The 16,712-nt window shown below is 47.6% G+C and carries 4 protein-coding genes; 3 read left to right on the top strand and 1 reads right to left on the bottom strand.

The features are described from left to right. Positions 1-186: 186 nt before the first annotated feature. Positions 187-11,679 (top strand): retention module-containing protein, encoded by an 11,493-nt coding sequence (locus tag ACVA58_RS12625; RefSeq protein ID WP_446510790.1) that lies wholly within the window; start codon positions 187-189, stop codon positions 11,677-11,679. 130 nt (positions 11,680-11,809) lie between these two features. Here ACVA58_RS12625 and ACVA58_RS12630 read toward each other — a convergent pair whose 3' ends face one another. Next, on the bottom strand, positions 11,810-13,378 hold the full coding sequence (locus ACVA58_RS12630) for a cytochrome-c peroxidase (protein ID WP_446510791.1): 1,569 nt from the start codon (positions 13,376-13,378) through the stop codon (positions 11,810-11,812). A gap of 659 nt (positions 13,379-14,037) precedes the next feature. On the opposite strand from ACVA58_RS12630, the gene trpB reads away from it, so the two are divergent. Both trpB and gltS read left to right on the top strand, forming a co-directional pair. Beyond that, positions 14,038-15,261, top strand: a complete 1,224-nt coding sequence (gene trpB, locus ACVA58_RS12635; RefSeq protein WP_446510792.1) for a tryptophan synthase subunit beta — start codon at positions 14,038-14,040, stop codon at positions 15,259-15,261. 189 nt (positions 15,262-15,450) lie between these two features. Then, a complete protein-coding gene (gene gltS / locus ACVA58_RS12640; protein ID WP_446510981.1) occupies positions 15,451-16,677 on the top strand; it encodes a sodium/glutamate symporter in 1,227 nt (408 codons plus the stop codon). Positions 16,678-16,712: the final 35 nt, after the last annotated feature.

The raw sequence follows: 16,712 nt of genomic DNA on the forward strand, positions 1-16,712 counted from the left end.
TATGTTTATTGGTTCTAACCAGCAGGCGCTGAATCATGAAAGCTTAGGTTATGACCTAGTCCCCTGTCGTAACGAGTTTGGGAATTCTAAAACCTGAGAACCGTTTAGGGTTTGTGAAGGTTGGCTTGAATACGAGACTAAAATTAGGACTTAACCTCCCAAAATCACCAGTCAAGAGTAGTGCGTATGGCTGACTCATCGTCGTTTAACACTTCATCAGATGTATCTTCAAAGCGTATAGAGCCCAGCGAAACAGAAACGGTTGCTAGTGAAACAGAAGCTATTGATAGCATTGAAGTGACGGTGAATCAGGGAGAGGTGTATGTTGTTCAACCTGACGGGGAAACCCAGACCATTGGTGCTAGTGAAACCTTTAAGATCGCATCCGGTCAGATGCTGTTAGCTGATAGCAATGCGAAGTATATGGTTATGCAACATGGTGACCTTGTTTTAGTTGATTGGCCCTGTCCAACCTGTGTGCTGATTGCTCCATCTAGTGATGCCTCTCTTTCTAGTGATACTAATCGTAGTTTGGAAATATTCCCCGAAGGTTTGGCTATTCAACCTTTGGGGCAATTTACGGATGAGGCTTCATTTGCTCAGCTTGGGTTAAGCGAGCAAGAGCTGGAAGCTATACAGGAACAAATATTAGCTGGTGCCGATCCAACCGATATTTTGGCACCGCCAGTTGCTGGCTTTTCCGGAGGAACGGCTAGCGGTACGGGAGGCGTGGGCAGCAGTGGCGAGACAGCCAATGGTGGTTTTGTTGTTATCAACTACAACGGCGATGCGACGTTGGCAGAAGCGGGTTTTGATACTCAATTTGAACGCGGTGAGATTGCCGCTGAGGATGAGACTCCGCCGTTGTTTGCCCCCTCTGGTGGTGAAATAGGTGAGATGCAATTAACCGAAGCCGATTTCTCGCCCAATACCTATCCTTCTGAATCTTCAACGCAAGTGATCGTGAGCGCAGGTTCACTTCCGCTAGCCCCTGACTCCTTTACTTTCGATCCGGCGCAACTAGATGACTTGTTGGCAGAGTTGAATGCCGAGGTGACGTCTAGCGGACTGCCTGTTGTCTTTACTTTTGATCCTGCCAGCAATGCGGTCATCGGTGTCAGTAACGGTAGTACAGTGGTGACCTTCCAGATTACAGCCGAAATCGGGGGAAGGGATGTCACTGTAACTGTCACGACCTTGTTGGAATGTCCGATTGATCACCTTCCCGATGGGGAGGGGAGTGGTGGCCGAGTCACCAATGTTGATGATGCGCTATCGGTATTGTTGCCATTGCAAGGGGCTGACCTGGCAGGTAACCCTTTGGATGCTCCATTGCTGGTCAACTCGGTTATTTTTGACGGCGAGAATCCATTGTTTGGCACTGATGCCGGCACGGTGATTGATGAAGCGGACTCGCTAGGTATCGAACTTGGCGGGAGCGTGCCACTAGACGTGGGGAGTGACGAAATCAACACTCTGGTGTTTGACACTCTTCAACCTGATTTGGACGGTATTACCAGCAACGGCTTTGAGACAACCGTAACAGTTAACGGTAACCAACTAGAGCTGGTGGATAGCCGTGGAGAGTTAGTACTAACTATTTCAATAAGCACTGATGGTAACTATGTAGTCAATCAAATGCAGCCATTTGATGAGCTTGACCGTGCTGAGTTGGTATTGCAATTAGCAGTAACGGCAACCGACTTTGATGGCGATAGTACCGATGGTTTAGTGGTGCTGATCAGTATTGATGGTAACAGTCCTCCGGGCGGGGAAACAGGTGAGATCACTTTTGTTGAGCCTAACTTGGCTCCAAACAATTATCCGGAAACAGGGCAAGATACCATTGAGCTGACACCTGGCGTCGATAGGTTAGATCCCGATACTGTCACCATTGATGAACTGGTGTTGGCAGATTTGATCAATGAACTAGAGCAAGAGATAAGCTCTGGCGGTGAAGCGCTTACTTTTACTTTTGACGAGGCAACCGATGTGCTGTCTGGCGTAAGGCCTGATGGCGAAGTCGCCATGACGTTAACACTGACTTCCGTCCAAAGCGCCGATGGGTTGGGTATCACCATTACTGCTGATTTAGTTCAATTGTTACCACTTGATCACTTAATGAGTGGTAACAGTGAGGGACTCGTTTCTGTCAGTGGTGAACAGATCGTGGTGACGGTGCCGATCCAAGCCAATGATACCGACGGTGATTTCCTTGATACCCCAGCAATATTAACCACCACCATTATTGATGGGGATGTACCTACCTTCGGTACTGATTCTGGCGCTGAAATTACTGATCCGGATAATACGCCTGCTGGGCAGGTCAGTACGACAACGGGTTCAATCGAATTGAACGTGGGCAGTGATGCCATTGCCAGTGTGGTGTTTCTTGATACCCCCGAACTTGCGAGTGTGGTTGCTGGCTTTACCAGCAATGGCGAGTCGGTTAGTTATCAAGTCGATCAAAACCAGTTGGTGATCAGCAGCAACCAAGGCGAAGTTGTACTTACAGTGACCATTACCAATGATGGCTCCTATATCCTCGAACAAAGTGATGCACTTGATCAGCCAGCTGATAATAATCAGCTTATTTTGCCCATAAATATACGGGCAACAGATGACGACGGAGATACTGATGATAGCCAAATAGTACTGACTCTCATTGATGGCTCAGATCCCGCGGGTGGAGAAAGTGCTGTGGCTGCTATGGTGGAGCCAGATCTTGAGCCCGGTAACTATCCGGAAAGTATTGAGGCAACCTTGAATATTGTTGCCGGAGCCGATCGTCTTGTTCCTGATTCGGTATCGATAGATTCAGATCAACTTGCCGGTGTGATAGCTGATTTGCAAGCGGTACTTGGCTCGGCTGGTGAACCATTAGCAGTAACATTTGATGAAGCCAGAGGGTTACTTGAAGCGCGATTGCCAGATGGTAGTTTGGTGCTAACGGTTGCGATAAGCAGTACTCAGGCAGGCAACGGTGACGATTTAACCGTATCGGTAATCACAACTCAACTTCAACCACTCGATCACCTCGACACCACGATTACTTCGCCCTATATCACCAGCAATGAAGAGGAAATAGTTTTTACCTTGCCGCTGATGGCAACCGATACCGACGGTGATGACTTAACCCAACCTGCAAGTGTCTCTGTGACAATTACGGATGGTGAGTTTCCGGCTTTGGGAGACGGAGCTGGAGTTAGTCTCAATGAAACCGATGATGCAAACCAGATAGTTGAGGGCACGATAAGTATTGATAAAGGCAGTGATGATGTTGCTTCACTGCTGTTTGCCGATACCCAGGCAGCACTTGACTTTACTAGTGATGGCAATCCAGTCAGCTTGGTGGTCGGTGGGACACCGATAGGTAGTGAAATCACTTTGGTAGATTCGCTAGGAAATACCATCTTGTTGGTCACCATCAATATTGATGGCGAGTTTGAAGCAACGCTCAGCGGAACGCTGGATCATATCGACAGTGATAGCCTGTTAATACCACTTGATGTGGTGATCACTGACGACGATGGCGACCAAACCTCTGGGCAGGTAGCCATTACGATCACTGATGGCGATGATCCTGCTGGTGGTGGCACTATCGCCGTCGATTTTACCGAGCCGGACCTAGCCCCGCCTGACCAAGCGCCTAGTGGGTATCCGTTGACAGAGCAGCAACTGGAGGTGATTGTCGCGGGCGCTGATCGCTTAGTGCCGGAATCCGTCCAGATAGATCCTGATCAACTGGCTGCGATTTTGGCTGAACTTAATAGCGAACTGACGTCTGGCGGCGGAGAGGCACTAGTATTTAGCTATGATCCAGTTACTAACGAGTTAGTAGGTGTGTTGGGAGACGGCACCACGGTGCTAACTATCGTTTTTACCCCAGAGCAGGCGGCCAATGGCCAGGATATTGGCTTGACCATGACGGTGACTCAATCTGCTCCATTGGACCATAACATTAACGGTAACAATGACGGGTTTGTGTCGGTCAGTGGTGAAATGATCTCGGTGAACCTGCCCCTGCAAGCGACGGATGTTGATGGCGATAGCTTAGTTGCGCTGGTCAGTGCGACTGCTTCCATTACCGATGGGCCGATACCAGAGCTTGCTGAGGGTAGCGCTGTCACAGTAAACGAGACGGCAGATCTTAATGTACCGACACCAGGCCAAATTGGCGTTGATGTTGGCAGCGATGAAGTCGCAACGATTAACTTTGTAGCTGACCAACCCGCTTTTGATAACCTGTTCAGTGATGGGCTTGCGGTAGAGTTTGAGGTGGTAGGCGGCAATACCCTCAATGCCTTCATTGATGTAAACGGCAGCCAGCAGAACGTTTTCACTGTGGTGATGACGCCGACCGGTGATTATACCCTGACCCTCAATAATAACCTTGATCACCTTGTCGATGACACAATATCTCTGCCGCTCAATGTGTTAGTTACCGATGATGACGGGGATAGTAATACAGGCATCATCACTATCAATATCGAAGACGGTGATGATCCCGCCTTTGGCGACGATTCCGGATTGGCCCTCAATGAAGGCGACGATGGGACATCATCGGGGACAGGCAATATCGAGGTCATTCAAGGCAGTGACGATGTTATTTCTGTTCTTTTTTCTACCGCACAACCTGCGTTAGATAGCCTCACCAGTAATGGTTTTGACCTGGTAGTTACGGTTTCTGGCAATCAAATCACAGTGGTTAGGGCCGATGACCCGAATATTGTGGTGCTGGAAATCGATATTGATATTAATGGTGGTTACAGTGTCACTCAGTCGCAGCCATTAGATCAAATAGATGATTCAGATATCGCTACCCTGGAATTAGCAATAGAAGTGACAGATCGCGATGATGACACATCACAAGGTTCTATTGCTGTAACGATTGAAGACGGGACGGATCCTGCTGGCGGTAATACAGCGCAAATTGCCTTTACGGAGGGGGATCTTACGCCAGATCAAGCTGAGCAAGGCTATCCAGTTACAGGAAGTGCCGCGATCACGGTTGCCGCTGGGGTAGATCGATTGGATCCAGATACGGTCGCTCTCGATCCGGTTCAGTTAGCCACGTTACTGACTGAAATAGAAACAGAAATAACTGCAGGAGGATTACCGGTAACCGCAGCTTGGGATACTAGCACTGGCACTCTTACGCTATCTGCTGATGGTGAAACGGTATTAACCGCAGTTGTTACTGCAGTACAAAACAGCGATGGTGAGCAGGTTGATATCACCACCACCGTGACCCAGCTTAAACCCTTGGATCACAACGGAACGGATAATACAGGCTTGGTGCGTCAACAAGACGATACCATTGCCTTTGACCTACCTATTCAAGTGCAAGATACCGATGGCGATTTTCTTGAAACACCTGCGCTTATCACGACCACGATTACTGATGGTACTGATCCGGTAATCGACACTATCCCTTCGGTTACTGTGTTGGAAAGTGATATTGATGAGGGAGGAGATTTTCATCCCGGTTCGACACCGGATGATGATGGGGAAACCGCCACCGCAACAATCACCTTTGATACCGGCTCGGATGAAATCGTTAATTACGAGGTTGATGTCGATGCGTTCAATACCGCGAATGCAGGCACGCTAACGGCTGGCGGGCAACAGATCACCTTGGTTTTCAATACCACCAACAACACCTATGAAGGCCAAGTGAACGGTGTGGTGATCTTCGTATTAGCGTTTATCGCAACTGGCACCTCAACCGATGATAGTTATAGCTTTACCTTGCTGGGTGCACTGGATCATATCCAGCCAGATAACGATACCGAGCTGACGATTGAGTTCTCAGCTACCGCGGTCGATCAAGATGGCGACGCTAGCTCTGCTGTGACGTTTGTCGTGATGATAGATGATGATATTCCACAGACCCAAGATGCAGCATTCCAATCGATAGAAGAAGGGGAGTCGACAGAGACCCTCGATGTACTGACGGTTCCTGAAGAAGGGGCCGATGATGCCGAAGTTACGGCAGTTATCATTGAAGGTGTTAGGCAGGAGTTGACGGGCACACCTGATGCAGAGGGCTTCTTTAGCTTTGACGTTAATCAGGACGGTCAGTTGCTCGGCCAGTTATTGATCAGTGCCGAAGGCCAGGTGTTATTTAATTCCCTACCCGATCTCACCCATGGCGCCGAGCCTATTGTTGCCAATGTTGATTTTGAAGTGACTGATGGCGACAACGATACTAGCCAGAGTACATTAACGATCACTATCACTGACGAAGAACCGACTTTGGTGGTACAGCCTTCCGAAGGTGTTGAAGATCAAGGTCGGAACCCCGACGAATCGCTTGGCGATCCTACGACAGGGATCCCGATCAATATGTCGATAGATATTGGTGATGCGGATCGCGGCGAGCAGATCGGAGATGTATTTATTGTGCTGCCGGATGATCCTCACGGGCAGTTTTTCCTCAATGGTGTCGAGATCGTACCTGTTGGGGGGCAAGTGCAAATTGATCCCACCGCCTTTGATGATCCCGATGGTGATGGGGTGTTCGAGCTACAGGGTGTCACTTTCGTGCCGGAGCCGGATTATTCGACCTTGTTTGAGCCGAATAATCTATTGGACTTTACGGTAACCGCTGAGGTTGTCACCGTTGATGGAGTAAACCAGCCTCTGCAAGATGGCACTTTATCTATCAGTGTATTGGGTATTGCAGATGAGCCATCTTTCGCTGATACCGCAGTGTTTTACTATGGCGATGGAGTGGAGGACGGTGACAATATCAGCCTCAGTGAGTCTTTTCAGGCACTGTTACAAGATACCGATGGGTCGGAGGAGCTAACCTATTTTATAACCATCACTGAAGGGCAAGCCCAGCTCATTGGTGAGGGGATAATTGAAGTCGCTCCAGGTGTGTTTGAAGTGCCAGTGACAGCAGTAGATACTATTGAGATTGACCCCATCGATAATTTCAGTGGTGATATTCGCTTGAACCTAACTGCGCAAAGTACAGAACTAGGACATTTTGTGCCCGGCTCGGAAACGGCACAAATAACGGAAGAGATACTGGTGAACGTTCTTCCTGTAGCCGATGACGCCCAGCTCAAGGTCAGCCGAGTAGAGTCACTGGAGGATGAGTTTATCGCTCTTGCTCCGCTTATCGAGTTAACTGAGCTTGATGATCTTGATGATGATTTCGGGGTTGAAACCCTGTTTGTCCGTATTTCTGAACTACCCGATGGCGCACTGTTATCACAAAATGGCGTCACCCTCACTCCAGATGCCGATGGCGTGTATGAAATTCTCTATGAAGAATTAGATCAAGTCGTGCTGATCCCGGTACCGGAAAGTAATGTCGACTTCCAGTTCAAAGCCGAAGGTGTCGTTAAGGATGTGGTTGATATTACCCTTGAAGACGGCACTGTCGAAACGGTCGAAGATGTATTGGTCACACCGGAGCAGTTTATTGAGGTGGCATTAACCGGCGTGGTCGATGAACCTGAATTTGAACTCGGTGGCAGCAACTGGACCGAAATTATAGGCAGCGAAATCCCCGGTATTGAAACCACGGTTGATGAAGATACCGATGCGGTACTTGATTTTAGTTTAGTATCAGGGGAGTTTGCCAATGCACCGCTGGATGAGTCTGAAACTCTGACCTTTGTGGTTTCTAATATCCCTGAAGGTACCCAGATTTTTGATGCTGAGGGCAATGAGCAGACGCTGGTGTTTGTTGGGTTTGATGACGATGGTTTACCGCGCTATGAAGTAAAATTAACCGGGGAAGATATTGGTAATCCTGACCAACCCGTGGCTATTAGTATTCGTCCGCCGGAGAACAGTACAGAAGATATCGTGCTCGATGCCAATGTTGTGGTAACAGAAAATGATGGCGACCAAGGGGAGTTCGAATTCCAGCTTGTTATTCACATTGAACCTGTGGTCGATGCCGAGGACTACACGCGCCAAAGTAATGGATTGGAAGATCAGGCGATCAATCTTAACTGGCAGCCAGTGATAACCGATAACAAGGAAGAGGTTACCGGTTTAGTGATTAACAATATCCAGCCCGGTTACGGGCTACAGATCAATGATGGTGGCACGATTACGACTTTAGCTGTCGATGCGGCGGGCTCTGTAACCTTGACTGATGCGCAATTGACCCAGTTATTAAATGGTGCCCAGCTGCAGCTGTTGGCTCCGGAAGATTCAGATTTAAATCTCACTGGCGCTACGGCTATCACCACAGAGGTAACGATTACCGAAGTGGATGTCGATTCACCAGCGACGGATGTCCAAGTGATTAATGGGACCCTGAATGTCATTATTCAGGCTGTGGTAGAGCCGGATGCCGAAATTGGAGTGACTCCTACAGGTAGCAATGATTTTGTCGATACGATAGTTTCTATCGATGGCAGCTTGGATCTAGGTGGCGGTCCAGACTCAGATGGTCAGATCGTGTTTGAAGATCTCGATCCCAGCAGTGACGAGATCATCTTGTCAGTTGTGATCACCTTCCCTGATCCAGAAGCAGACTTTGTTGTCATTGGTGGTATCAATAACGGTGATGGTAGTTGGACAGTACCTCAGGGGAGTTTGGATGACATCCAGATCCTTGCTCCTGCTGACTTTATCGGAACTGTGGACATCGCCATTGCTGCTCAGGTGCAAGATCAGAGTGATGATGTGAACCCTAGTGCCATTGAGATAGTAAACAGCACCCTGACCATCGATTTCCAAGGGAATACGCTCAACGATCAATTTGCGGCCGATATTGTGGTGGATGACAGCATTATTGTTACCGGTGAAGAAGATACGACGGTGACTTTGGGGACTTTCCTGAATCAGATTGTGAGCCTAAGCACAGTCGGGGAGAACCAGGGAGATGATGAGCTTTCATTGGTGATCAGTGCTGCTAGCTTGCCTAATGGGGCCACAATCTCTGGCATGGATTTCAACTTTGTCACTGGTGAATATGTGATTAAAGTACCGGTGCAGGCTGATGGTAGCGTCGATTTATCCGGTATTACCTTGAATCTCCCTCAGGACTTTGCCGGTGACTTCATTCTTGATGTGAAATACGTCAACACCGATACCGCCAGCGGTGATTTCAATGAGTTAGTCGATACGATTCCGGTGCGTATTGCGCCTATTGTCGATGTTCCCGACAGAACCGGTGACAATGTTCGGGTGCCAGATATTGATGTGTCTGTGGTCGAAACCCAAGGGTTGGATGCGGACCGCCAGCCAATTGAAGGTGGTGAACCCGAGGTGATTTACCCAGATATTGCCTATGAAGACGGTACGATAATTTTAGATGTTACTGCGACCGTGGCCGATATCAGCATCACAACCCTTGAAGGCCTAGAGACCATCGATCAGGCTGTAATTAGTGTTGGCGCAGCTGGTGGCTTTTTACTTAATGCTGCGGGTGAGCAGGTGACCAGTCTGACGATCACCGATATCAGCGAGTTAGGTGCGATTCGCTATGTTCCTCCTCAAGACTTTAGTGGTGATGTCTCATTGGATGTGGCTGTCACGATTGTTGATACAGCCGAATATGATGAAACCACAGGGGCGACTGTCCAAACCGATACAGCCAGCTTTGATGGCAGCATTATTTTTGAAGTGATAGCGGTTAATGATGAGGTGAACTTCATCGGGATTGATACTCCGGTTGAGGGCGATGAAGACAGTGGTGCCATCAGCTTTGCCGGTATTAGTGGAAATGTGGTCGATATTGATGGTTCTGAATCAATCTTGTCGATAAAAATCGCAAACGTACCGGAAGGTTTTATTATTGACGGTGCAGATAACAATGGTGGGGGCGAGTGGAGTGTGGCCGTGCCGCCCGGTAGCGACTCATTTGACTTGAGCAGTCTTGGCCTTATCCCACCAAAAGATTTCAGTGGCTCGGTGGAGTTGGATATTGTCGTGTTTTCCAAAGAGGACAGTTTGGACTTACCTGTCGAAAATACGGCAACTTTCACCGTAGTGGTAAATCCCATTGCGGACAGGGTCGATATTGATGTCACTCCAACAGCCGAAGGCACCGAGGATGACAATGTTGACCTTACCCTCAACATCGAAGCCTTTGATGACAGCGATAGCTATACCGGCACTGGAACTAACGTGTCAGAAAACCCACCGGAAACGCTGCAAATCCAAGTCAGTAATGTACCTGATTCGAGCCAAATTGCTCTACCTGATGGTGTCACAGGCACGGTTACGGATCAGGGAAGTGGTGTCTGGTTGGTCACGGTTGATAACTCGGATTTGGACCGTCTAGTGTTTATACCCGGCGATGCTAACAGTGATAACTGGGATGGCCAATTAGACTTTGAAATCCGCGCTGTTGACCAAACCGATGTGGCGACAGACGATATTGCCCAGTTCGTGACAATTAACTTGGATATTGAAGCGGTTAATGATGCCCCCGAGTTACCGGATATAGCAGATCAGACCGTAGAGGAAGACTCGCCATTGGTGATCAACGGCTTGAGTGTTAACGATATCGATTTTGATGAGGTTGGAAGCAGCGGTGTCATGACGGTGACCGTCACAGCAAACAATGGCGTTTTGACGGCGATTGAAACCACGGGGGTAACACTCACAGACAACGGTAGTGCTGCGGTTACTTTGGAAGGTAGCCTAGCAGACATCAATACAGCACTGGCGGCGGGGATCACGTATCTGGGTAATCCAGATTTCAAAGGCGATGATGTTGTTACCGTTGTTGCCAACGATAATGGCAATGTCGGTGCTGGTGGGCCGCAACAGGCAACGACTGTCATCAATGTCACGGTCACTCCCAAACCCGAGCCGCCGACCTTGGAGCTAACCGTTCCACAGCTTGCTGATACCCGCGCAACCTTGGGTACCTTAGTGCCGCTCTTAGGGTTAGTCGTGCTCTCCGCAGATGCGGATGAAGCCTTGTTTGTTGAAGTGCGCAACCTAGGTGCCGGCAGGTTGGTCGACAGTGCAGGAACAGAAATCGGCACAGATAACGGTGACGGTAGCTGGCGGGTGGCAAGTAACGAACTGGATGATGTCTTTATTACTGATTTACCCGAAGGCGCGAGCAGTTTGACCCTGGTGGGTATCTCGCAGGAAATAGATGGCAGTGAGGCGGCATCGACCGAGCTGTTGATCGATGTCCGTATAGATGACCTAGCCAATACCGGCAATGACGTTGGGGCTGGTGATAACGACGCTGAGAACTTAGTTGTAGGCAGTGATGCCGATGAACGCTTGCTCGGTGGATTGTCTGATGACATCTTGGTTGGCGCTGGTGGCAGTGATGAGTTACTTGGCGGTGCAGGTAATGACGAACTGTGGGGCGGTGAGCTAAATGGCTCAGGAGACGGCGTTGCAGATGTCTTCACCTGGCAGTCCGCAGATGTGTCCACTTCCGGTACTCCTTTTATTGATACAGTGAAAGATTTTGAAATTAACCTCGATCAGCTAGATATTGCTGAGATCTTACCGGATAACGGCGAAGAGGATCTCGATCGCCTGCTCAATAACATCACTGTTGGTATCGATGCAGACGAGACCGTGATTCTATCGGTCGCGGTCAGCGATACCTCTGAGCAAAACATCGCGGTTGAAAATATCGATGTCGCGGCGTTGGGGTTAGGTACGGGCTCGACATCGAATGAAATCATCAATGAGCTATTTAATAATGGGGTGTTTATTGTTGATTGAGTTCAAGTTGCACAGAACTGATGCGCCCCATAATCCCGAGGTGCGAATACTTTCCCCTTTCCATGAATGAAGTAGACCTTGGTGAATCAAGGCCTACTATCTTAAGATCTATCATCTCAATTTTATTGTTTTAAGGTTTAGCCTGATAGTTATGATATAGCCGTGCCTTATCAAATTTGGCTGAATGATATGGCTTAGGAGTTTCAACCACCGTTGTATCAGACAGTGTTTTTAGGTAAGCCACAATCGCGGCTTCTTCCTCAGCTGTTAGAAGTAGGTTGCCGACTATAGCCGGTGGTGGGGTGTTTTCTGAGTACTCTGGCGTTGGCCAACAGTTATTGGCGATAGCTTCTTCAACTGTCGCGTCTTTTATGCCGTGTTCTGTTTCACAGTCAGGTTTAACAGCTCGTGTATTGTAAAAATGCACTAACTGCTCCAGTGTTTTGAAATAACCGTTGTGGGTATAGGCCTTGGTAAAATTAGGGTTAGGCCGTAAATCTACGTTACGTAGAGTTGGGGTTTTATGTAGTCCTTTGTGGCTTGGGTCTTGGGTTAAGAACATCACACCAATATCTGGTACTGTTGCTTCAGTTGTACCTGGTATCTCATAGTTTTTGGGTACTCCAATATTGTGATAGGCATCATCGGTGTAGCGTTCAAATTTATCAGTACCGTCATTAGTGTCGCCAGTTTGTACACTACGGTGACAGAAAAGGCAGCCAGCACCAGGGCCACCAAATAATTTGGGGGCACCATAGAACAGGTCGTGACCCAGGTTTTCCTCGTACGTTAAACCGAGCAGAGGGAACTTGCCGTCGTCATGCTTGATATCGTAGGCCAGTGCGGCGTCTCGCTTGGAGTTAAACACGTTATTCTGGGCAGACATCTGCCAGGCAGCCAAAGCAACGGCAAAGCGGCCAAAGGCAATATCCGTTTCTTTTTTACAGTCGAGCTCGACCCCCCACGTATAGTAGTAAAGCTCCGCCCCCCACTTGGTTTTCGCTACTTGCTCGCAAGTGGCTTGCTTGTCTTTGTGGTTTTGCTCAACCGGGTTAATAAATGGGCTTGCATGGGCCTGATCGGCTACAGGGCCGAGGTATTTTTCATACATCGTTTTGTACTTGTAGCTTGGTAAGCCATAAAACACATCAATGCCGCTATCTATGATGTCTGTTCCTGTCGCCCGTCCGTTCCAAAATGCACCGCCACAAGGGGCGTTTGCGGGTCCTCCGCAGTTGGCGATAAACGTTGATGTACCTTTGGGATCACCATATTGGTCTAGAAACTGAACATACATGTTTGTTGGTGGCTTCAGGCCACCAATGTTGGGCCGACCGGGATTTGGGTTTCCACTTTCCCTATCAGGGTTGTGACCATGATTGACGCCGTTTGGATCTGCTCCTGTAACAACGACTTGAGTTGCGTTGGTTTGTGAGTGCCCATTCGTTCCCCCTGCTGCAGGAAGGTGGCAAGAGGCGCAGGCCATTCTTTTGGGATCTGAGATATTTTCAAAAAATAGTCGTTTACCGAGTTCCTCTAAGTAGGTGAGCCCACTTTCTTCTGAGCTAGGTTTTGCATTTGCATTATGAGAAATGGCTGTTGCGCTGATAGCTAATAATATTGAAGGTATTAATAAAGAATATTGTTTATCTTTGCTTCCTATTTGATATGCCGTTTTATTTTGTTCGTGATGAGTCATTGTTCTATGCCTCTAGGTGTGTTTTTATGTACAATTTTGTCGACACCATAGTGCTATTAGTTAGATGTAGTTATGCCTTTTATATCGAGCAATATTGTCATGGTTTATAGACTTTATTTTACTTGGTGTCTTTCTCAAAATAGAGTGATAAATGCTGAGTAGTGTCTCAATATCTGGAAAAATCCCAATCCTGAATAGTGTTAAAGTTGTTGAATTATATGTTTTTTTTGTTTTCATGAGGCTGGCTGTATGATTTTTCTCAAATTTGTACAACTTTTCTTTTGATTGCTACATGAAACTTATATCGTTTTTTTTGTGTAATTGGTTGAATTTAATCAATGAGAAAATACCATTGATTAAATTAACGAAGCGAAAAGTTAATAATAAAATAGTGATTTTTTAAAAGTCAAAATACTTTAATTTTTAAATAAGAACATATCGAACTATTATTTTTTTCTTATGGCCTTCAGTGAAAAATACGCCCTTCTTATGAGATTCTCGATGGGCTTTGGTTGGCATTTAATCGATTGGAAGTCACATTAACAAGATCAATCTTCGAGATCACATTTATACTAAATACTCATCCTGTCACTATTCAACCTTGGCATATAAGTCTTTATGATTACTGAGTGTACTCATTGAATAGGACAAGGATCGTCATGAAGAACTCGTTTGATCACGCTTTACCTAATGCTCAGGGTTATTTTGGTGAATATGGCGGAAGTTTTATTCCCGAAGAGCTGCAAAAAGTGATGGAAGAAATTACGGCAGCCTATGATGAATGTCGCCGAGATCCAGCGTTCCAGGAAGAGCTAGCGCGTTTATATAAACATTTTGTTGGCCGACCGAGTCCTATCTTTCATGCTGAGAACCTATCGGCAAAATACGGTGCACCGATTTATCTCAAACGTGAAGATCTCAACCATACCGGTGCCCACAAGATTAACCATTGTCTTGGTGAAGCGCTGGTTGCCAAAAAAATGGGTAAGAAAAAGCTGATTGCCGAAACGGGGGCCGGCCAGCATGGTGTCGCGCTTGCTACCGCAGCGGCTCTTGTTGGGTTGGAGTGCGACATCTATATGGGTGAGGTTGATATCGCCAAAGAGCACCCAAATGTCGTTCGTATGCGCATTCTCGGTGCTAATGTGATCCCGGCTACCCATGGTCGTAAAACTCTTAAAGAAGCAGTGGATGCGGCGTTTGAAGCTTACTTGAAAGATCCTATCAATCAGCTGTATGCCATAGGTTCTGTAGTCGGCCCGCACCCATTCCCGATGATGGTTCGAGATTTCCAGTCGATTATCGGTAACGAAGCTCGTATCCAGTTCAAGGATATGACCGGAAACTTGCCAAACAACTTGGTGGCCTGTGTCGGCGGCGGCTCGAATGCGATGGGGTTGTTTACCGCATTTTTAGATGACAAGGATGTTGCGATTCATGGCGTTGAACCAGCAGGGCGTTCCCTAACGGAAGTGGGTGAGCATGCTGCAACGCTATCATTAGGTGAGCCGGGCGTAATGCACGGGTTTAAGTCCTATATGCTCAAAGATGAGCAGGGCGAGCCTCAGGAAGTGTATTCAGTCGCCAGTGGCTTAGACTATCCATCGGTGGGTCCTCAGCACAGTTACCTGAAAGATCTAGGCCGCGTGAACTACGGAACGGCCAACGATCAGGAGTCGATTGATGCCTTCTTTGAGCTATCACGTAGTGAAGGCATTATCCCGGCTATCGAGTCGGCTCATGCTTTGGCTTACGCGTTGAAGTTGGCCAAGCAAGGTGAAACCGGTTCAATCCTGATTAACTTGTCTGGTCGCGGTGATAAAGATATCGATTTTGTGGTTGAAAATTACGGCAAAGAATACGGAATTGAATCGCTAATTTAATACGAATTTTAATTGGGAATATTGAGAAAGCCAGCAAGGTTCTTTGCTGGCTTTTCATTGTCTCAAATTCCATAACACTGATTCTTGCGTGTCAGTCAGTGTTTATTGACCTTGAAACCGCTATATTTTACAGAGTTTTGCTAGGGTTAATGAATGATTTAGGAATGTTAAGGGTATAACGAAATGGAAATGGATTGGGTCAATGGCATTTTGAGGTTTGATTCCTTTTTTGCCGTCACCATCGGGATTTTGGTGCTGTTTGTCGGTCGTCAGCTCAATAATGTATTTAAGCCGCTAAAAGAGTTCAGTATTCCTGAGCCGGTGACGGGCGGGATTCTGTTCTCCGTTCTGATTGCGATTGTTTATAGTGTGTCTGATATTGCTATTGAATTTGATCTCGTCGCGCGAGATGTGCTGCTGGTGTATTTCTTTACCACCATAGGTATTAACGCCAGTTTGAAGGATCTTCTCAAGGGGGGCTTGCCTCTCGTGATTCTTTTGGCGATCACCATAGGTTATATGATTGTCCAGAATCTAACTGGGATCGGTGTGGCCAGTGCCTTCGGCCTTGATAGTCCTGTAGGTATGTTGGGCGGTAGTGTTTCCTTAATCGGCGGCCATGGCACAGCAATCGCTTGGGCGCCGCGTATTGCAGATGGTTACGGTATCAGTAATGCGATGGAAATCGGGGTAGCGTGTGCCACCTTTGGCTTGATTCTGGCCAGTTTGATGGGCGGTCCTATTGCCAAGTTTTTGATCACAAGACACGACTTGAAGCCAGAGAAGAAAGAAGCGCTCGATGTAGGGATAGCGGATGATCAGTCCAATGGCCATATTACGGGCTTTGACTTTCTTGATGCCGTTTTCTCTATCCATGTCTGTGTCATTCTGGGTTACATACTCAATGAGTCAATCGCGGAGATGGGCTTGCAATTACCGTTGTTCGTGACCTGTTTGTTCGCCGGTATTGTCATGACCAACTTGGTGTTCCGGGTTAATATCCGTCGTATTACAGGAACTGATTGGCCAGCAAGGAAGCCTGCAATCGCTTTGATTGCTGATATCGCGCTAGGTACTTTCTTGGCAATGTCTTTGATGAGCATGCAGTTATGGACGCTGATTGACTTGGCTGGGCCTATTTTTGCCATTCTTACCGCGCAGTTTATCGTTGCGATATTAATTAATATTTTTATCGTTTTCCCTGCGATGGGTAAAAACTACGATGCGGCGGTGATTTGTTCTGGCTTTGGGGGGATATCACTAGGCTCTACACCAACGGCGATGGCCAATATGTCTGCGGTCTCCCAACGCTACGGTAACTCTCACCTTGCCTTTATTATTGTACCGCTGGTGTGTGCGTTCTTCATCGACTTGGTCAATGCCCTGATGATCCCGTATTTCTTGGCGAACTTTTAAAGCCTTTTAATTTGGATTATCTGACGAACAGTCGG

The sequence above is a fragment of the Photobacterium sp. DNB22_13_2 genome, assembly GCF_052873915.1.

Bases quoted from the DNA above. Each gene is read 5' to 3' on its own strand.
- ACVA58_RS12630 (WP_446510791.1), bottom strand. From the start codon at position 13,378: ATGACTCATCACGAACAAAATAAAACGGCATATCAAATAGGAAGCAAA.
- trpB (WP_446510792.1), top strand. From the start codon at position 14,038: ATGAAGAACTCGTTTGATCACGCTTTACCTAATGCTCAGGGTTATTTT.
- gltS (WP_446510981.1), top strand. From the start codon at position 15,451: ATGGATTGGGTCAATGGCATTTTGAGGTTTGATTCCTTTTTTGCCGTC.
- ACVA58_RS12625 (WP_446510790.1), top strand. From the start codon at position 187: ATGGCTGACTCATCGTCGTTTAACACTTCATCAGATGTATCTTCAAAG.